Raw genomic sequence first — 17909 nt, forward strand, 5'->3', positions numbered from 1 at the left:
CCGCGCATCCATTCCGTCGCCGTGCGTTGCGTGGCCGCGCGCGGGCAGAAAGAGGCAATGGCGGCGCGTCGACGGTAGTCAACCCATCCAGGCAAGGAGCGTGTCATGCAAGTGAACGAGGTGGAGACGATGCGGGACGTGTGGGCACGCATCGATGCGATGCGGGATCAGTTCACCGCATTGAGCAACGCGGTCTGGGAGACACCCGAACTCAACTACGAGGAATACCAGTCCGCCGCGGCGCATGAGCAACTGCTGCGCAAGCTGGGGTTCCGCGTCGAGACGGGCATCGCCGGCATTCCTACTGCGATGGTGGGGGAGGCCGGCGAAGGCGGGCCGGTCATCGCCATTCTCGGCGAGTACGACGCGCTGCCCGGCCTTTCGCAGAAGGCCGGCGTGGATGAACGGGACCCGGTACACGAAGGCGGCAGCGGACATGGCTGCGGGCACAACCTTCTCGGCGCCGGGTCGATGCACGCCGCCGCGGCAGTCAAGAGCTACCTGGAAGCACACGGCCTGCCGGGCCGGATCCGCTACTACGGCTGCCCGGCCGAGGAGGGCGGTGCCGGCAAGGGCTTCATGGTCCGGGCCGGCGTGTTCGACGATGTCGACGCGGCGATCTGCTGGCATCCCGCGGCATTCTCCGGCGTCGCCAATCCCGTCTCGCTCGCCTGCAACGAGATCAACTATCACTTCTCCGGTGTCGCGTCGCATGCTTCCTCGGCGCCGCATCTCGGCCGCAGTGCGCTCGATGCGGTGGAACTGATGAACGTTGGCGTCAACTACATGCGGGAGCACATGCCTGCGAGTGCACGCATCCACTATGCGGTGACCGATAGCGGCGGTATTGCGCCGAACGTGGTGCAGGCGCGCGCCACCGTGAGATATCTGGTCAGGGCCGCGGACCTGGACGGTCTCCGTACCCTGCGCGCCTGGGTGGACGACATCGCCCGGGGCGCCGCGCTGATGACCCAGACGACCGTGCGTTCGCAGATCGTCAGCGGCGATGCGAACGTGGTCGGCAATACGCCGCTCGAGGACCTGATGCAAGCACAGTTCGCCGAACTCGGGCCGCCGGACTTCGACGACGCCGATCGCGCGCTGGCCGCCCGCTTCCAGGCTACGGTCGGCGAGGAAGCCGTTCTGTCCGCATTCCGCCGTGCCGGCCTCAAGAGGGCAGAGGGCCTCGTCCTGTGCAATGCCATTGCGCCCCGGTACGCCGGGGATGAATCGCAGCTTGCGTCCACCGACGTGGGAAGCGTCAGCTGGGTGACGCCCACGGTGCAGGCGCGCGGGGCCACGTACGCGATCGGTACGCCGGGCCATTCCTGGCAGCTGGTGGCCCAGGGGAAGTCGAGCATCGCCCACAAGGGCATGGTGCACACGGCCAAGATCATGGCCAGCACGGCCGTCCACCTCTACCTGCGCCCGGACATCCTGGAAATGGCAAAGGCCGAGCATCGCGCACGCGTGGGGGACGGGCCCTTCCAGAACCCGATCCCCGACGACGTGCGGGTTCCGCTCCCTGCCTCGCATTGATCATGGAACCGTCCATCTTCGACGTTTTCGGCTTTTCGAGCCAAGGTTGGGGGCCGCTGCTCATGGCCAGTGCCGCAACGACGTTCGCCGTCGCCGTCTGCGGCCTGCTGGCCGGTGGCGTGTTCGGTGCGCTTGGCTGCTGGGCCAAGGTCGGCGGGCGCCAACCGCTACCGGCGCTGGCGACGGCGTACACCACAGTGCTGAGGGGGATTCCCGAACTGCTGGTCATCTACCTGTTCTATTTCGGCGGCAGCGCGGCCTTGACCCGGATCGGAACGTGGATGGGCGCCGGCGGTTTCGTCGGCATCCCGGGAGCCGTCGCAGGCGTGCTGGCGATCGGGATCACGTCGGGCGCCCAGCTGACGGAAGTCTTCCGCGGCGCCTGCAACGCCGTGAGCCGGGGCGAGCTCGAAGCGGCGGTGGCATGCGGCATGCCGCGCCTGCTGCGTCTGCGCCGGATCCTGGTCCCGCTGACCTTGCGCCACGCCATGCCGGGCATCGGTAATGTCTGGCAGATGGTGCTGAAGGCCTCGGCGCTGATTTCGGTCACCGGCGTGGCCGATCTGCTGGGCCGGGCGCAGGTAGGCGCCAACGCCACCGGCATGCCCTTCGATTTCTTCTTCGCGGCGGCGCTGCTGTTCCTCCTGATCTCGGCATGTACGGGACGCGCGCTCCGCGCCACGGAACGTTTCTATGCGCGCGGAGTGAGGCAGAGATAATGGACGTTCCATTCATCCATGACAGCCTGGCCGCGCTGCTCGAGGGCGTGCCGCTGACCTTGCAGCTCGCCTCGCTCAGCCTGGCCGCCGGGCTGGTGCTTGCCGTGGTGCTCGCGGCCATGCGCGTCTCGGGGAACGTTGCGCTGAACGCACTGGCCAGCGCCTATATCTTCGTCTTCCGCGGTACGCCCCTGCTGGTGCAGATCTTCCTGATCTACTACGGACCGGGGCAGTTTCCATGGATACAGGAGAGCATTCTCTGGCCCTTTCTGCGCGAACCGTACTACTGCGCGCTGCTCTCGCTCAGCCTGTGCACCGCTGCCTATTCCGGCGAGATCCTTCGCGGCGGACTGCTGTCGGTACCGCATGGACAGGTCGAGGCGGCTCAGGCGTGCGGCATGCCGTTCCTGCTCCGATGGCGCCGCATCGTGCTGCCGCTGGCCTTGCGCCAGGCCTTGCCGGCATACGGAAACGAGGTCGTGGCGATGGTCAAGTCGACCTCGCTCGCCTCCGTCATCACGTTGATGGAGGTCACCGGCATCGCCGCGCGCCTGATCGGCGAGACCTACCGGACGCTGGACGTGTTCGTCATTGCCGGTGCGATCTACCTCACATTGAATCTGCTGCTGACCGCGCTGATCGCGCGTCTCGAGATGGCACTGCGCCCGGATTCTCGGCCGGCGCGCCATTCCCCCAACCAGGCGGCCGCGGTCGCGAAACCGGAGAAGCGAGCATGAACGGGACATCGACCAGGGAGGCGGCGCAGGTGGCGCTGCGTGTCGATCAACTGAAGAAGAGCTTTGGCGGACACGAGGTCCTGAAAGGCGTCTCGATGGATGCCCGCGAAGGCGAAGTCATCTCGATCCTGGGTTCCTCCGGATCCGGCAAGTCCACCTTGCTGCGGTGTATCAATCTGCTCGAGATGCCGGATCAGGGACGGATCACCGTCGGCGGCGAGTTGATCCGCATGCGCCAGGTTCCCGGCAAGCCGCTTCGGCCCCTGGACCAGCGCCAGGTCGACCGTATCCGGGCGTCCCTCGGCATGGTGTTCCAGGGCTTCCATCTGTGGTCGCACAAGACGATTCTGCAGAACGTCATGGAAGCGCCGATCCATGTGCTGAAGCGACCGCGTGCCGAGTGCGAGGACGAAGCCCTGGCGCTGCTCAGGAAGGTCGGGATCGTGGAAAAGCGCGACTGCTATCCCTCGCAGCTGTCGGGGGGGCAGCAGCAGCGGGCGGCCATCGCGCGCGCCCTGGCGATGCGGCCGAAGGTCATGCTGTTCGACGAGCCGACGTCGGCGCTCGATCCGGAGCTGGTGGGCGAGGTCCTGAAGGTCATGCGCGAGCTGGCCGCGGAGGGGCGCACGATGCTCGTCGTCACGCACGAGATGGGATTCGCGCGCGAGGTCTCCGATCGCGTGATCTTCCTGCATCAGGGTGGCATCGACGACGAAGGCGCGCCCGAGCAGTTGTTCCGTCACAGCCAATCCGCGCGCTTCCGGCAGTTCATCTCCAGCCATCGATAGCCGGTGGTCCATCCGCCCGCAGAGAGGACGTTACATGAAAGCGAAAGCGACATTTGCCGCCGCGGCATCCTTGCTGGCCGCCGCGCTGTTCAACCCTTCCACTGCTGCCTTCGCATCGGCCGACGGCCATGGCGGGAAGACCATCACGATCGCCACGGAAGGGGCATTCAGGCCATACAACTTCACCAACCCGGACGGCTCGCTGGCCGGGTACGAGATCGATTACTACAAGATCCTGTGCGCGAGGATGAAGGTCGAGTGCAAGCTGGTCGTCATCCCGTTCAACAGCCTGATTCCTTCGCTACTCTCCGGGAAGGTGGACGTGCTGATGTCCGGCTTGTCAGCGACGCCGAAGCGACGCGAGACCATCGCCTTCTCGGCGCCCTACAGCGCGGTCGGAAGCCGGTTCGTCACCTTGAAGTCCAGTCCGCTGGCGAAACTGCCGGGAGAAGGAAGCGTCCTCTGGCTGGACAAGGACGCGGCGGGCCTGCAGCGATTCATCGCGGCAATCAAGCCGCAGCTCGCTGGCAAGGTCATCGGCGTGCAGACGGCCTCGGTGGCGAGCGCCTTCATCGACAAGTACCTGAAGGGTGTCGCCACCGTTCGCGAGTACAAGACCCCGGAGGAAGCCGACCTGGATCTGCTGTCCGGGCGCATCGACATCACGCTGGTGTCGATGAGCTATATGCAGGGCGCGAGCCGGAAGCCCGCGAACGCCCGCCTGGCGATGGCCGGGCCGCAGTTGTCCGGAGGGGTATTCGGAGCGGGTGCCTCCCTCGGATTGCGCAAAGGCGATACGGCCCTGCTGCAGCGCTTCGACCAGGCGATCAAGGCGACCATTGCCGAAGGCGTGACCCGGCAGCTGTCCCTGCAATGGATAGGATTCGATACGACTCCGGCACCGTGAAGCGATGGCAGGGTGAAGGCACCCGGCATGCCCTGCCTTACGCTCCGCCCTCCACCAGGCTCGCCTCGACCAGCCGCCCGAACAGGGCTTCCTGCCCCGCCGGCAGCAATTCCCGCAGGACCTCGCGATGCCGGCCGCTGCCCAGCAGCCGCTCGGCGATCCATGCGACCAGGTACAGGGCCGACAGGCAGCCGCCCGCGGTGGCGACGTTGCCGTCGCAGACGAAGGGACGTTCGTCGCTTGTCACGCCCATGGCGCTCAAGGCGGCGCGGGCGTCGGGATGGGTGGTGGCCCGGTTGTGCGGGAGCAGGCCGAGCCTGGCGAGGAAGAAGGAGCCGGCGCAGATGGAGCCGATCAGCTGGCGTCGCGGGTCCAGGCGGAAGCTGCCGAGGAAGGCGGCATCGGCCAGCGCCGCCGGCACGCCTTGCTTGCCGCTGGCGAACAGTACGGCATCGGCATGATTGGCTTCGTCCAGCCGACCGTGGGGCCGCAGCGCCAGGCCGTTGGCGGAGCGCAGTTCCGGCTGGCTGCCGAGGATGCGGACCTGCCAGTGCTGGCGCTGGCGGCCGAGGATGTCCCACATCAGGAAGAGATCGATGTCGGTGAACTGCTCGAAGGCGATGAGTGCGATGGTCTTCATGGCGTCGTCGGGTGGCTATGCGAGAATCGCACTCTAGCGACGCAAGGGAGGCCATACACAGCCTGTATGGCGGCAAGCATGGCGGCAGACGCATGGCGGCATTGACACGGGACCGGTGGATCCGGGCGGGGCTCGAGGCACTGGACCAGGAGGGATTCCAGGCCGTGTCCGCCGAGCGCCTGGCGCGCCGGCTGAACGTCACGCGCGGGTCCTTCTACCATCATTTCGACAGCCGGGAGGCCTTCGTGCGCGCGCTGCTGGCCGAGTGGGAGGCCGACTACACCGGGCGCATGCTCGCCCACGCCGCGCAGGGGCGCGGCGCGCAGGATATCCTCGCGCGCTACCTGGAGATCGCGGCGCAGAAACGGCCGGGGCGCGAGGTCGCGATCCGCGCCTGGGCGCTGCAGGACCCGCTGGTGGCCGAATTCCAGGACCGCGTCGACCGCACGCGGCTGTCCTTCGCGCTGTCGGTGTGCCGCCCGCTGGCGCGCAGCGAAGTCGAAGCCGAGCGGATCGCCCGGGCCGTGCATCTCTGCCTGATCGGCGGCCAGCAGGCGGGCGACCGCCGCGATCCCGCCGCCTTCGGCGCGCTGCTGCAAGGCGTGGCGGCGCTGGTCGGCGCCGGCCTGGATCCCCGGGACTAGCTTTCCCGCAGCGCTCACCACAGGGCAGGGCCCTCACCACACCTCACCACACCCGGTACACGCGCCCGCTCTGCACCTTCGTCGAATTCCTGCTGGAGCAGGCGGCGCCGCTGCTGGCTTGAGCGGCGGCCTGGCAACAAAGAAAACGGGGCAACCATCCGGTTGCCCCGTTGCATGGCCGCCGCCGGCCTCACGCACCGGCCGGGCGGCCGGGCGTCAGGCGTGCACGGCGCGCGTCAGGCTTGCCTCAGCGCGGTGCCGGCTCAGCGCATCACCGGCTTGCCGGCTTCGTCCTTGATCTTCGCGGCCCATTGCGCGCGGATCTCCGCGACCACCGACTTCGGCAGCGAGATGTAGTCGAGCTCCTGCGCGGCCTGTTCGCCGTTCTTGAAGGCCCAGTCGAAGAACTTGAGCGTTTCCGCGCCTTGTTCGGCCTTGTCCTGCTTGGTGTGCAGCAGCACGAAGGTCGCGCCGACCACCGGCCAGGCGTCCTTGCCGGGTTCGTTGGTCAGGATCTGGTAGAAGGTCTTCGACCAGTTGGCGCCGGCGGCGGCGGCCTTGAAGGTCTCCGTCCTGGGCTCGACCACGGTGCCGGTGGCGTTCTTCATGGCCGTATAGACCATGTTGTTCTGCTTGGCGTAGGCCCACTCGACGTAGCCGATGGCGCCCGGCAGGCGCTGCACGAAGGCGGCCACGCCGTCGTTGCCCTTGCCGCCGGTGCCGGTCGGCCAGTTGACGGTGGTGCCTTCACCGATCTTCGACTTCCACTCCGGGCTGACCTTGGACAGGTAGTTGGTCCAGATGAAGCTGGTGCCCGAGCCGTCGGCGCGGCGCACCACGGCGATGTCGAGGTCCGGCAGCTTGGCCTTCGGGTTCAGCGCGGCGATCTCGGCATCATTCCACTTCTTGATCTTGCCGAGGTAGATGTCGGCCAGCACCGGGCCCGACAGCGTCAGCTCGCCCGACTTCACGCCCGGCACATTGATCGCCGCCACCACGCCGCCGACCACCGTGGGGAACTGGAACAGGCCTTCCTTGGCCAGTTCCTCGTCCTTCAGCGGGGCGTCCGAGCCGGCGAAGTCGACCGTCTTCGCGATGATCTGCTTGATGCCGCCCGAGGAGCCGATGCCCTGGTAGTTCACCTGGGCGCCGTTGGCCTTCTGGAACGAAGTGGCCCACTTGTTGTAGATGGGGGCGGCCAACGTGCTGCCGGCGCCGGTGATGTCGGCGGCTTGGGCGGCACTGCTCAGCAGCGCGACGGCGAGGGCGGCGATGGTCGTGAACTTCATGTCTTGTTTTCTCCGGAATGAGACCCGTTGGGACGGGTGACGGCACGATAGAGGCGCACGATGACGGAAACATGACGGACACGGCGCCGGCATCACATGCGCACCGGGAATATCCGCGTCCGCGCTGCGGCATTCTGTCGCAGCGCATCCGGCCGGCCGGGCCGGCTGGTGATAGGCTTGCGCTTTTGCCCGGCCCCCCCGGCCCCTCGGCCCGCCTCGTTACCCGTCATGCAAGCCAAGGATCGTCTGCTCGCCCTCGCCATCGTCCTCGTCTGGGGAATCAATTTCGTCGTCATCAAGGTGGGGCTGGCCGGCATGCCGCCGATGCTGCTGGGCACGCTGCGCTTCCTGCTGGTGGCCTTCCCGGCGGTACTGTTCGTGCCCAGGCCGCGCCTCCCGCTGCGCCTGCTGCTGGCCTACGGGGCCACCATCAGCCTGGGGCAGTTCGCCTTCCTCTTCTACGCCATGGCGGTGGGCATGCCGGCCGGGCTGGCGTCGCTGGTGCTGCAGGCCCAGGCCTTCTTCACGCTGGCCATCGCCGCCGCCTGGCTGGGCGAGCCGCTGCGCTGGTTCAACCTCGCCGGCATGGCCATTGCCGCCGCGGGACTGGCGCTGATCGGCACGGGCGCGGCGACGGCGTCCGGCGGAGCGCATGCCGCCATGAGCGTGGCCGGCTTCGTGCTGACCCTGTGCGCTGCGGCGTGCTGGGCCACCGGCAATATCGTCAGCAAGCGCATCGGTCCGGTCGACCTGGTCGGGCTGGTGGTGTGGGGCGCGCTGGTGCCGATCGTGCCGTTCGCACTGTTGTCGCTGGCCTTCGAAGGGCCGGCACGCATCGCCGCGAGCCTGTCGCAGGTGTCCGGCGCGGCCGTGTTCGCGGTGTGCTACCTGGCCTTCGTGGCGACGCTGTTCGGCTATTCGATGTGGGGCCGGCTGCTGACGCGCTACGCGGCCAGCAAGGTGGCGCCGCTGACGCTGCTGGTGCCGGTGGTGGGCCTGGTCTCGGCCCATTGGCTGCTGGGCGAGGACCTGGCACCGGCGCAATGGGCGGGCGCGGCGGTGGTGATGGCGGGGCTGCTGGTCAATGTGTCCGGCGCGCGGCTGGGGCTGCGCGCCGCGAAGCGGGCCTGAGCGAGTCAGGGCGGCAGGGCCGGGAGGCCAGCGGCTGCCCGGCTTGGCCGGATCGGCTGGAAATCTGTCGGCTCGGGCGCTGCCAGGCGGCACCGCGCTGCGCTGTAATGTCCACCTGATCCACAGCGCAGCGCGCGAGGCCGGTCCATGCCCAATCTCCTGATCCGCATTCCCCAAGGCACCTTTCCCGGCACCCATCGCGCCGACCTGGGCCGCTTGCTGAGCGACGCCGCGGCCACCGCCGAACGGATTCCCGATGACCCGCGCCGGCGCGCCCTGTGCTGGGTGCAGGTCGAGGAGGTGGCGGCGGGCGGCTGGACCTGCGGCGGCGCCGATCCCGGGGCCGGCCTGCTGCCCTGCGTGGTGCAGGCCTGCGTCCCGGCGGGCGTGCTCGACGATGCGGCACGCGCGGAGTTCGTGCGCCTGGTGCACGAAGCGGTCCAGGCGGCGCGGCCGGCCGGTGACACGCGGCCCCTGGTCACCTCGGTGCTGCTGCAGGAAGTGCCCGACGGCACCTGGGGGGTGAACGGGCGCATCTGGCGCCTGGCGGACTTCGCCGCGGCGGCCGGCTACGCGCACCTGCAGCAAGCGTCGAGCTAGCACTCAGCATGGCAGTCCGGATACCAGGATGGTTTGCCAACTGGATCTCCCCGCCGGCGTCCCTAGAATGGCCGCAGGCGGCAAGCCTGCCGCACCGCCCGCAGACAAGGAGACCTCACCGATGCCATCCCGCGCGACCGACGCCGTGCAGAAATTCGATTCCTCCCGTGCCGCCGAGTACGGCGAGCAGAGCCGCATCGCGCTGGCTGGCTACGATGCCTGCCATGAACTGGCGGCGTGCATGCTGGCCGCACGGCTCGGCAGTGGCGGCGCGGCCAGCATCCTGGTGGCCGGAGCCGGCGGCACCGGCCAGGAGGTGCTGACGGCGGCCCGGCTCGAACCCGGCTGGACCTTCACCGCTGTCGATCCGTCGCCCGAGATGCTGGCGCTGACCTCGGCGCAGGTGGCGCAGGCCGGGCTGTCCGGGCGCGTGCGCAGCGTGCCTGGCTATGTGGCGGACCTCGACCCCCTTGAACGCTTCGACGCGGCGACCTTGATCGGGGTGCTGCACCACCTCCCGGGCGAGGCGGACAAGGCCGCGCTGCTGGCCGGCATCGCGGCACGCCTGCCCGCCGGCGCGCCGCTGATCCTGGCCTGCAACTACCGGCCCTACGCCTCGCAGCCGCTGTTGCTGAAGGCATGGGGCGAGCGCTGGCGGATGCAGGGCGCGGCCACGGTGGCGGCCAAGCTGGGGCGCATCCAGCAGGGCGCCGAGCCGCCGGCATCGGAGCAGGTGGTGGCCGATCTGCTCGGGGCGGCCGGCTTCGAGGCGCCGCTGCGCTTCTTTTCCAGTTTGTTCTGGGGCGCCTGGATCGCCTGCCGGCGGGCGCCGGACTGAGGCGCACGCCGCCGCCGGCGCGCGTGAGGCCGCGCGCGGCTGGCGTCAGGCCGCCGCGCCGGGCGCGCCGCCGCTCCTGCCGTCCTTGCCGCGCAGCCCCGCCAGGGTGCGGCGCGCCACCGCCACGAAGGCACCGACCAGGGCGTTGTCGGTGGCGGCCAGCGAGGCCAGCACCAGCGGATAGCGCAGCGTGGTGCGCGCTTGCGCCACCTCCACGTAGACCACGCCGCGGGCCTGCACGCGCGTCATCGCGCGCGGCACGATGGCCACGCCGAGATGGCCGGCCACGAGCGTGACGATGGACTGCATCTGCGCGGCTTCCTGCACCACGCGCGGGAAGAAGCCGGCGCGCTGGCAGGCGGCCAGGATCACGCCCGAGTAGCCGGGCCCTTCGGCGAACGGGAAGGCGACGAAGGCTTCCGCGCGCAGTTCCTCCATCCGCACCCGCTTGCGGCGCGCGAGCGGGTGCTCGGCCGGCACCGCCAGCACCAGTTCCTCCTCGCACAGGATGTCCAGGCTGAGGTCGCGGGCCTCGTAGACCGGCGGCACCACCAGCGCCAGGTCGGTGTCGCCGCGGCGCAGCAGTTCGAGCTGGCGGCCGCTGGTCTCGCCGCTGAGGATCAGCTTGACCGCCGGGTACTCGCGCTGGAAGGTGCGCAGCACCTCGGGCAGCAGGTCCAGCGCCGCGCTCGGCACGAAGGACAGGCGCAGCGTGCCGAACATGCCGCTGGCGGCCCGGCGCGCGGATTCGATGGCGATCTCGGCCTGCGCGATGGCGCGCCGGGCCTCCACCAGGAAGACCTCGCCGGCCGGTGTCAGGCGCACCGTGTGGCGGTTGCGGTCCAGCAGGCGCGTGCCGATGGTCTCTTCCAGTTTCTGGATGGCCACCGTCAGCGGCGGCTGGGACATGTGCAGGACCTCGGCCGCGCGGCGGAAGCTCAGCAGCTCGGCCACGGCGATGAATTGCTGGAACTGGCGCAGGTCGGTCATGGTGCGGGGCAGGGCGGTGGCGCGCGCCGGGGTCCGCGCGCCGTGATTCATTACATGTATTATGAATGCACACGAATAGTATTTGGAATATCACGGCCCGGCAATCTAGAGTAAGCAAAACGCCAGCCGGCCCGGTCCTTGCGCCGAGGCCTGCCGCCTGCCCCCACGGAGAACCCGATGCGCCCCTCGCTGCTGGAAGAACTGACCCCGGTCCCCAATCCCTATCCCATCGTCTCGACCCTGGCCTACCAGGACATCTGGGGCCTGTGCGAACAGGCGCGCGCGCTGGCCTGGGATCCGGCCCGGATCGACTATTCCGACCTGGAGCGCGCCGACCTCCCGGCCGAGGTGCGCGAGGCCGGCGCCGAGTGGTGGAGCCTGCGCGCCTGGATGGAGCATGGGGCGATCCCCTACGGCGCGGAGCGCCTGCTCGATGCCATCTTTTCCCACCAGCCCTTCGAGGTGAAGCAGCACGTGGTCAACTTCATCGCCGAGGAACTGCGCCACCACGAGGCCTCCTTCCGCGTGGCGGGCGCCATCGGCGGCTACCAGCCGTCGCCGCGCTCGGACTACTTCCGTTCGGTGATCCCGCGCTTCCACGACGAGCGCGAGGAGAAGCAGATGAGCTTCTTCGCCGGGCTCGCGGTCAACACCCTGTTCGAACAGTTGTCGGGCGAACTGCTGCAGGCCCGCTACGAGAATGCGCGCTTCGAGTCGATCCGCACCGCCTGCCGGCTGATCCTGCGCGACGAAGCGCGCCACATCCAGTTCGGCCGCATCATCATGCGGCGTTTCTTTGCCGAGATCTCGGCGGACGACAAGGCCATGCTGGGCCAGAAGTTCGCCAAGAAGCTGCGCGGCAGCCTGCTCAACGGTGTCTATGCGGTGGTCAACCTGCCGCCCGACGAGCAGCGGCGCGCGGCGCGCGCGCGCGCCCTCGCCGCCGAGCACGGCCTCGGCGCCACGCATCCGGAGGAGGAGATGGCGATCATCCGCCGCGCCTTGAACGAGATCCGCGAGGATGTCGGCGCCCACGGCGTGGAGATCCCGCCGATCGCCGAGGTGGACGAGGAGCGGGCTCCGCTGCTGTCCTGAGCGGGGCCGTCGCCTGCCTCCACGCTGTGCGCCGCCGCCGCGGCGGCGCTTCCGCACCCGACTTCGCACCCGACTTCGCACCTGACTCCGCACCCGCCCAGCATGCCTTCCCTTTTCTCCCGCCTGTGCGCCGGCCTGGCCGCCGCGCTGCTGCTGTCAGTACCCGTGGCCGCACAGGTCTTTCCTAACCGGCCGCTGCACCTGGTGGTGCCCTATCCGCCGGGCGGCACCGCCGACGTGCTGGCGCGCCTGCTCGGCCAGCGTTTGTCGGAGCGCCTGGGCACCCCGGTGGTGGTCGACAACCGCGCCGGGGCGGGCACCGCCATCGGCAGCAAGTACGTGGCCCAGGCCGCGCCGGACGGCTACACGCTGCTGCTCGGCACGGTCAGCTCGCACGCGATGAATCCGGCGCTGACGCCGGTGGGGTACGACCCCGTGCAGGATTTCACGCCGATCACGCGCGTGGCCTCGGTGCCCTTCGTGGTGCTGGTCAATCCGGCCCTGCCGGTGAAGACCATGGGCGAGCTGGTCGCGCTGGCCAAGGCGCGCCCGGGGCAGATCACCTATGCCTCGGCCGGCACCGGCACCTCCAACCACCTGGCGGGCGAGCTGCTGGCGAAATCGGCCGGCATCCAGCTGCTGCACGTGCCCTACAAGGGCAGCGCGCCGGCGCTGGCCGACCTGCTGGGCGGCCAGGTCAGCCTGATGTTCGACCTGCAGGTCACGGCCAAGGCGCAGATCGAGGCCGGCACCGTGCGCGCGCTGGCCGTCACCGGGGCGCACCGCAGCAGCCTGCTGCCCAGGCTGCCCACCGTGGCCGAGTCCGGCCTGCCGGGCTTCGAGGTCAGCGCCTGGTTCGGCATCTTCGGCCCGGCCCGGCTGCCGCCCGCGGTGGTGGAGACACTGAACCGCAACCTGGTGGCGATCCTGAAGTCGCCGGAGATCCAGCAGCGTTTCAGTGCGCAGGGTGCCGAGGTGGAGTGGAGCAGCCCCGAGGCCTTCCGCACCTTCGTGCAGGCCGAGCACGCCAAGTGGGCCGGCCTGATCCAAGGCCAGAAGCTGGCCGCGCAGTAGCCATGGCGACGTCATTCCAAGCAATCGCCCCGGCACGCTGCCCGGCGGCCCGGGCCACCGTCCACGGCGACGAGATGGTGGTCGCCTCGCAACCGCTGGCGGCCCAGGCCGGCCTGGAGATGCTGGTGCTGGGCGGCAATGCCGCCGACGCCGCGATCGCTGCGGCGGCCGCCATCGCCGTGGTCGAGCCGACCAATAACTCGCTGGGCGGGGATGCCTTCGCGCAGGTCTGCCACGGCGGCCGCCTGCATGGCCTGAACGCCAGCGGCCGCGCCCCGCTCGCGCTCGACACCGCGCGGCTGGCCGGCCTGGCGGCGATGCCGCAGCGCGGCTGGGACAGCGTGACCGTGCCCGGCGCCGTGTCGGCCTGGAGCGCGCTGGCGCGCCGCTTCGGCCGGCTGCCGCTGTCGACGGTGCTGCTGCCGGCCATCCGCTATGCGCGCGACGGCTTCCCGGTGTCGCCGGGGGTGGCGCAGAAATGGCGCGAGCAGGTGGCCAAGCTGCAGGACCAGCCGGGCTTCGCCGCCTGCTACCTGCCCGGCGGGCGCGCGCCCGTCGCGGGCGAGCGTTTCGCCTTGCCGGCGCTGGCCGCCACGCTCGAGCGCATCGGCCGCAGCGGCGGCGAGGACTTCTACCGCGGCGAGACCGCATCCCTGCTCGACGCGCATGCGCGCGCGACCGGCGGCAGTCTGCGCCTGGCCGACCTGCACGCGCACCAGGCCGAGTGGGTCGAGCCATTGCAGGCACGTTACCGGGCGCTGTCGCTGGCCGAGCTGCCGCCCAACGGACAGGGCGCGGTGGCCTTGTTCGCGCTGGGCGTGCTGGCGCATCACGATCTCGCGCGGCATGGGCCGGACTCGGTCGCCTCCCTGCACCTGCAGATCGAGGCCATCAAGCTGGCCTTCGCGGAAATCGGCCCGCTGATCGGCGACGGCCCGGCGGCGCTGGCGGCCGTGCAGGCCGGTCTCGCGCCGGCGCGCCTGGCGGCGGCGGCCGCGCGCCTCCGCAGCGACGCCGCCGCCGATACCGGCCACCGTTTCGGCCCGCTGGCGGGCACGGTGTACCTGGCGGCCGGCGACCGCGACGGCATGATGGTGTCGCTGATCCAGTCCAACTACATGGGCTTCGGCTCGGGCGTGGCGGTGCCGGCGGCCGGCGTGTCGCTGCAGAACCGTGGCGCCTGCTTCAGCACCGATCCCGCCTCGCCGGCCTTCATCCGCGCCGGCGCGCGGCCCTTCCACACCATCCTGCCGGGCTTCGCTTTCGACGCGGACGGCCAGCCCATGGCCTTCGGCGCCACCGGCGGCACCTTCCAGCCCCAGGGGCATGTCCAGATGATGGTGCGGCTGCAGGACCATGGCCAGGACCTGCAGGCCATCGTCGACGCGCCGCGCTTCAAGGTCGGCGCCGGGCGCGCGGTGCACCTCGAGCCCGGCTTTCCGCCCGGTGTGGCGCAAGGGCTGGCCGCGCTCGGCCACGACGTGGTGGAGATGGACCGCAGCACCTGGGACTTCGGCGGCATGCAGATGCTGCGCCGCGCCGGCAATGCCTACGCCGGCGCCTGCGACGCCCGCCGCGACAGCCACGCGGCGGTGCGCTGAGCGCAGGGAGCATCCCTCAGGCGCGCACCAGCACATCCTCGAAGAAGGCGCCGATCGGCCGGGCGCGGTCGCGCACCTGGATCTCCAGCACCCAGATGCCGTCGTCCGGCACGAACTCGACGTCGGCCAGGCGGTGCTTGCCGTACAGCGCGTGCGGGAATTCCGAGACGCGGTGGCCGGGCACGTCCGCCACCAGTTCGCAGCCGTGCGTGTGCGCGAGCGTCTCGGCGTAGGCATACAGCGCCTTGCCGCTCATGCCGCCGAGCCAGGCCTGGCGCGCCGCGTCGAACACCGCGCGCGCGGCCTGCGCGCAGCGCCGGTGGTCGGCATCGTCGCCGAGCACGAAGGTGTCGCCATAGTCGCCTTCGTAGCCATCCCAGACCGGGCCCACGTCGATGACCACGATGTCGTCCGCGCGCAGGCGCCGCTCGCGCTGCGAGGGTTGGTGCCAGGTGTTGACCGAGTCGGCGCCGAAGCGCACATAGGTGGGATGCCAGTTGTAGGCGGAGCCCATGGCCTGCAGTTGCCGGTCGATCATGGCGATCGCTTCGCCGGTGGTGATGCCGGGGCGCAGCATGGCGGCGGCGGCATTGACCGCCTCGATCGAACGGCGCCGCGCCTCCAGCAGGGCCGTCATGCTGAAGCGCGGCCCGACCCGTTCCCAGGGATGGCGCGGCGGCGCCGCCGGCACGAAGGCCTCGGCGTGGAAGCGTGCCGGCGGCAGCCCGGCGGCGTGCAGGGCGGCACGCGCGTCGCGCACCATGCCGGGATGGCCGCAGGCGTAGACCCGTGCGCGCGCCCAGTCGTGGCGCCCGGCCAGGGCGGCATCCTGGACCCGTCCCGGCGTGGCGGCGCCGGCGGACAGCACCGGCTGCCAGCGCAAGGCGGGGTGTTGTGCCTGCAGCCGGTCGAGCCAGTCGGCGGCGTAGCAGTCCTCCGCCTCGCGGTTGCCCCAGTAGAGCGTGACCGAGCGGCAGGCGCCGCTGGCCAGGGCGGTCAGCAGGATGGGGCGCACGCCCGCGAAGCCGGTGCCGGTGGCGAGCAGGACGAGGTCTTGCCCGGCGTCGGCGCCATTCCTGGCTTCCCTGTCCGCCGCCTGCGGGGCAGGCCAGACGCAGTCGCCCTCGGGGCCTTCGAGGTGCAGCGTGTCGCCGGGCGCCAGCGTGCCGAGCGCGCGGTCGGTGAAGGCCCCGCCGGGAAGGCGGCGGATGTGGAATTCCAGTCGGCGCTTGCCTGCCGGTTCGCCAGCCGACTCACTCGCCGACTCACTCGCCGGTTCGCCCGGCACGTTGGCGATGGAAAAGCAGCGCAGGCTGCCGGGTTCCAGGCCGAGCCGCACATGCTGGCCGGCCTGCCAGTCGAACGGCGTCCCGCCCTGCACCTCGACCACCAGCCGCGCGATGGTGCGCGCCACGTACTCCAGCGAGACGACGCGGGCCGTGCGCGGCGCAGCCGCTGCGGCCGGCGCCTGCCAGTGCGGGAAGCGCAGCGTCAGGTCGCTGAGCGCGCGGCACTGGCACAGCAGCAGTTCCTGCTCCTGCACCGGATACGCGTACTCCGAGGGCGGGGCGATCCGTTCGTGCTGTCCGGCCATGACCTGCGCGCGGCACGAGCCGCATTCGCCGCGGCGGCAGGAGAAGGGCACGGCGAGGCCGGCGGCCAGCGCGGCATCCAGCAGGCTGGACTGGCTGTCGGCCGGGAAGCGGCGCGCGTCGGGCGCCAGGGTGCAGAGGAAGGCAGGACGGGTTGGCGAGTTGGCCATGCTTGACTCCGGTGGGGTTCGCGATGGCGCTCAATGTAGGGATAATGTGGACTTGTCAGAAGATCCATATTGCAGAAATTGACCAGTCCACTTTCCCGGCGGACGCGCGGTGTCTCCAGCGTGGACCTCGCCACTGACGGGCCGCATCCGGGCGAGGTGAAGCAAGCCTGGGTCTACCGGCAGATCCGTGACGGCATCCTCGGCGGCGCGCTGCCGGCGGGCGCGCGCCTGCCGTCCACGCGCAGCCTCGCCGAGCGCTGGCAGCTGGCGCGCATGACGGTCGAGGCGGCCTACGACCAGTTGCGCGGCGAGGGCTACCTGGTCAGCGCGGTCGGTTCGGGCACCTATGTGAGCGCGACGCTGCCGGACCGCTTCGTCACAGCCGCCGCCGCGTGCCCGCCGGCGCGCGGCGGCACGGCCGCTCCCGCTCCCGCTTCCGCCGCAGAGGCGCCGCGCGCGGCGCCGTTCGGCGCGCGGCTGGCGGATGCCGCCCTGTTCCCGCTGGACGAATGGCGCCGCCTGCTGGCCGGCTGCGCGCGCCGCATCACGCCAGCGCAGCTGTCGGCCGACGAGCCGCTCGGTGCCTGGCCGCTGCGCGAGCAGATCGCGCACTACCTGGGTACGGCGCGCGGCATCGCCTGCGACGCCGGGCAGGTGATCGTGCTCAGCGGCATCCGCCATGCGCTGGACCTGAGCGCGCGCCTGCTGCTGTCGGCGGGCGACCAGGTGCTGATCGAGGATCCCGCCTACATGAACGCCGAGCCGATCTTCCGCCAGTACGCCGCGCGCGTGGTGCCGCTGCCGGTCGACCAGGACGGCTTCGCGCCCGCCGCGGCGCGGCGCTACCGGCGCGCGCGCCTGGCCTACGTGACGCCGGCCCACCAGTCGCCGCTGGGCATGGCCATGCCCGCGGCGCGCCGCATGGCGCTGCTCGACTGGGCCGGGCAGAACGACTGCTGGATCCTGGAGGACGACTACGACAGCGAGTTCAACTACGAACGCCTGCCGCTGCCGGCGCTGAAGTCACTGGACGAGGGCGATCGCGTGATCCACTGCGGCAGCTTCAACAAGACGCTGTTCGCCGCGCTGCGCATCGGCTATGCGGTGCTGCCGCGCCGGCTGGTGCCGGCCTTCTCGGAGCTGCGCCGCATCACCGGGCGCTCGAACAGCGTGATCGAGCAGCTGGCCCTGGCCGAGTTCCTGCGCAGCGGGGCCTTCGCGCGCCACCTGCGCCGCGCCCGCGCGGCCTACCAGCAGCGGCGCGACCGCGTGCTGCAGTGCCTGCGCGAGGCGGTGGGCGAGGCGGCCTTGCGTGTCAGCGGCGAGCAGGCGGGCTTCCATTTCGTCTGGTGGCTGCCGCCGGGCCTCGACGAGGCGGCCGTGCTGGCCGCCGCGCGGGCGCACGGCCTGCGTCTCGAGTCCCTGTCCGCCTTGTGCCACCGCGTGTCCCTGCCGCCCGGCGTGCTGGTCGGCTTCAGCGCATGGCAGGACGAGGAGGTGGTCCGCCTGGGCGAGATGCTGCGCGGCTTGCTGCGCCGGCGCTGAGGTCCCGACC

The 17909-nt window shown here is 70.7% G+C and carries 17 protein-coding genes; 13 read left to right on the forward strand and 4 right to left on the reverse strand.

Annotation, left to right across the window (positions count from 1 at the left end; all coding sequences use genetic code 11):
* The first annotated feature begins 105 nt into the window (after window positions 1–105).
* The 5 genes from BKK79_RS30640 to BKK79_RS40710 are packed head-to-tail and all read left to right on the forward strand — an operon-like array spanning window position 106 to window position 4690.
* On the forward strand, window positions 106–1539 hold the full coding sequence (locus tag BKK79_RS30640; RefSeq protein WP_071021167.1) for a M20 family metallopeptidase: 1434 nt from the start codon (window positions 106–108) through the stop codon (window positions 1537–1539).
* A 2-nt stretch (window positions 1540–1541) separates the two neighbouring features.
* Window positions 1542–2258, forward strand: a complete 717-nt coding sequence (locus BKK79_RS30645) for an ABC transporter permease (protein ID WP_157128558.1) — start codon at window positions 1542–1544, stop codon at window positions 2256–2258.
* Window positions 2258–2995 (forward strand): ABC transporter permease, encoded by a 738-nt coding sequence (locus BKK79_RS30650; RefSeq protein ID WP_071039714.1) that lies wholly within the window; start codon window positions 2258–2260, stop codon window positions 2993–2995. Before BKK79_RS30645 ends, BKK79_RS30650 begins: the two co-directional genes overlap by 1 nt.
* Window positions 2992–3783: an ABC transporter ATP-binding protein gene (locus BKK79_RS30655; RefSeq protein WP_071021161.1), complete on the forward strand. Its 792-nt coding sequence runs from the start codon at window positions 2992–2994 to the stop codon at window positions 3781–3783. The genes BKK79_RS30650 and BKK79_RS30655 overlap by 4 nt, the downstream gene beginning before the upstream one ends.
* A 34-nt stretch (window positions 3784–3817) precedes the next feature.
* Window positions 3818–4690, forward strand: a complete 873-nt coding sequence (locus BKK79_RS40710; RefSeq protein ID WP_071039715.1) for a transporter substrate-binding domain-containing protein — start codon at window positions 3818–3820, stop codon at window positions 4688–4690.
* Between the two features lie 37 nt (window positions 4691–4727).
* Here the strand turns inward: BKK79_RS40710 and BKK79_RS30665 are convergent, their stop codons facing one another.
* Window positions 4728–5330: a DJ-1/PfpI family protein gene (locus tag BKK79_RS30665; protein WP_071021155.1), complete on the reverse strand. Its 603-nt coding sequence runs from the start codon at window positions 5328–5330 to the stop codon at window positions 4728–4730.
* A 92-nt stretch (window positions 5331–5422) separates the two neighbouring features.
* Between BKK79_RS30665 and BKK79_RS30670 the strand changes: the two genes are divergently transcribed.
* Complete coding sequence (locus BKK79_RS30670; protein ID WP_071039716.1) at window positions 5423–5974, forward strand: TetR/AcrR family transcriptional regulator; 552 nt, start codon at window positions 5423–5425, stop codon at window positions 5972–5974.
* 263 nt (window positions 5975–6237) lie between these two features.
* On the opposite strand, the gene pstS is transcribed toward BKK79_RS30670, so the two are convergent.
* On the reverse strand, window positions 6238–7263 hold the full coding sequence (pstS, locus tag BKK79_RS30675) for a phosphate ABC transporter substrate-binding protein PstS (RefSeq protein WP_071039717.1): 1026 nt from the start codon (window positions 7261–7263) through the stop codon (window positions 6238–6240).
* 228 nt (window positions 7264–7491) lie between these two features.
* Between pstS and BKK79_RS30680 the strand changes: the two genes are divergently transcribed.
* The 3 genes from BKK79_RS30680 (at window position 7492) to BKK79_RS30690 (ending at window position 9832) form a co-directional block, all read left to right on the forward strand.
* Window positions 7492–8394 carry an EamA family transporter gene (locus BKK79_RS30680; RefSeq protein ID WP_071039718.1) on the forward strand — a complete coding sequence of 301 codons (903 nt, stop codon included), beginning with the start codon at window positions 7492–7494 and terminating at the stop codon, window positions 8392–8394.
* Between the two features lie 147 nt (window positions 8395–8541).
* Window positions 8542–8994 (forward strand): tautomerase, encoded by a 453-nt coding sequence (locus BKK79_RS30685; RefSeq protein ID WP_071021144.1) that lies wholly within the window; start codon window positions 8542–8544, stop codon window positions 8992–8994.
* A gap of 121 nt (window positions 8995–9115) precedes the next feature.
* Window positions 9116–9832 carry an SAM-dependent methyltransferase gene (locus BKK79_RS30690; protein ID WP_071039719.1) on the forward strand — a complete coding sequence of 239 codons (717 nt, stop codon included), beginning with the start codon at window positions 9116–9118 and terminating at the stop codon, window positions 9830–9832.
* Between the two features lie 45 nt (window positions 9833–9877).
* On the opposite strand, the gene BKK79_RS30695 is transcribed toward BKK79_RS30690, so the two are convergent.
* Window positions 9878–10873: a LysR family transcriptional regulator gene (locus tag BKK79_RS30695; RefSeq protein ID WP_232346352.1), complete on the reverse strand. Its 996-nt coding sequence runs from the start codon at window positions 10871–10873 to the stop codon at window positions 9878–9880.
* Window positions 10874–10999: 126 nt separating this feature from the next.
* On the opposite strand from BKK79_RS30695, the gene BKK79_RS30700 reads away from it, so the two are divergent.
* The 3 genes from BKK79_RS30700 (at window position 11000) to BKK79_RS30710 (ending at window position 14592) form a co-directional block, all read left to right on the forward strand.
* Window positions 11000–11917, forward strand: a complete 918-nt coding sequence (locus tag BKK79_RS30700; protein WP_071021139.1) for a diiron oxygenase — start codon at window positions 11000–11002, stop codon at window positions 11915–11917.
* A gap of 102 nt (window positions 11918–12019) precedes the next feature.
* Complete coding sequence (locus BKK79_RS30705) at window positions 12020–12991, forward strand: tripartite tricarboxylate transporter substrate binding protein (RefSeq protein ID WP_071039720.1); 972 nt, start codon at window positions 12020–12022, stop codon at window positions 12989–12991.
* A 2-nt stretch (window positions 12992–12993) separates the two neighbouring features.
* Window positions 12994–14592, forward strand: coding sequence for a gamma-glutamyltransferase family protein (locus tag BKK79_RS30710; protein WP_071039721.1), 1599 nt, complete (start codon window positions 12994–12996; stop codon window positions 14590–14592).
* Window positions 14593–14608: 16 nt separating this feature from the next.
* Here the strand turns inward: BKK79_RS30710 and BKK79_RS30715 are convergent, their stop codons facing one another.
* Complete coding sequence (locus BKK79_RS30715; RefSeq protein ID WP_071039722.1) at window positions 14609–16354, reverse strand: NAD(P)H dependent flavin oxidoreductase family protein; 1746 nt, start codon at window positions 16352–16354, stop codon at window positions 14609–14611.
* 120 nt (window positions 16355–16474) lie between these two features.
* On the opposite strand from BKK79_RS30715, the gene pdxR reads away from it, so the two are divergent.
* Window positions 16475–17899 carry a MocR-like pyridoxine biosynthesis transcription factor PdxR gene (pdxR, locus tag BKK79_RS30720; protein ID WP_232346353.1) on the forward strand — a complete coding sequence of 475 codons (1425 nt, stop codon included), beginning with the start codon at window positions 16475–16477 and terminating at the stop codon, window positions 17897–17899.
* Window positions 17900–17909: the final 10 nt, after the last annotated feature.

The sequence above is a fragment of the Cupriavidus sp. USMAA2-4 genome, assembly GCF_001854305.1.
GTDB classification, from domain to species: Bacteria; Pseudomonadota; Gammaproteobacteria; order Burkholderiales; family Burkholderiaceae; genus Cupriavidus; species Cupriavidus malaysiensis.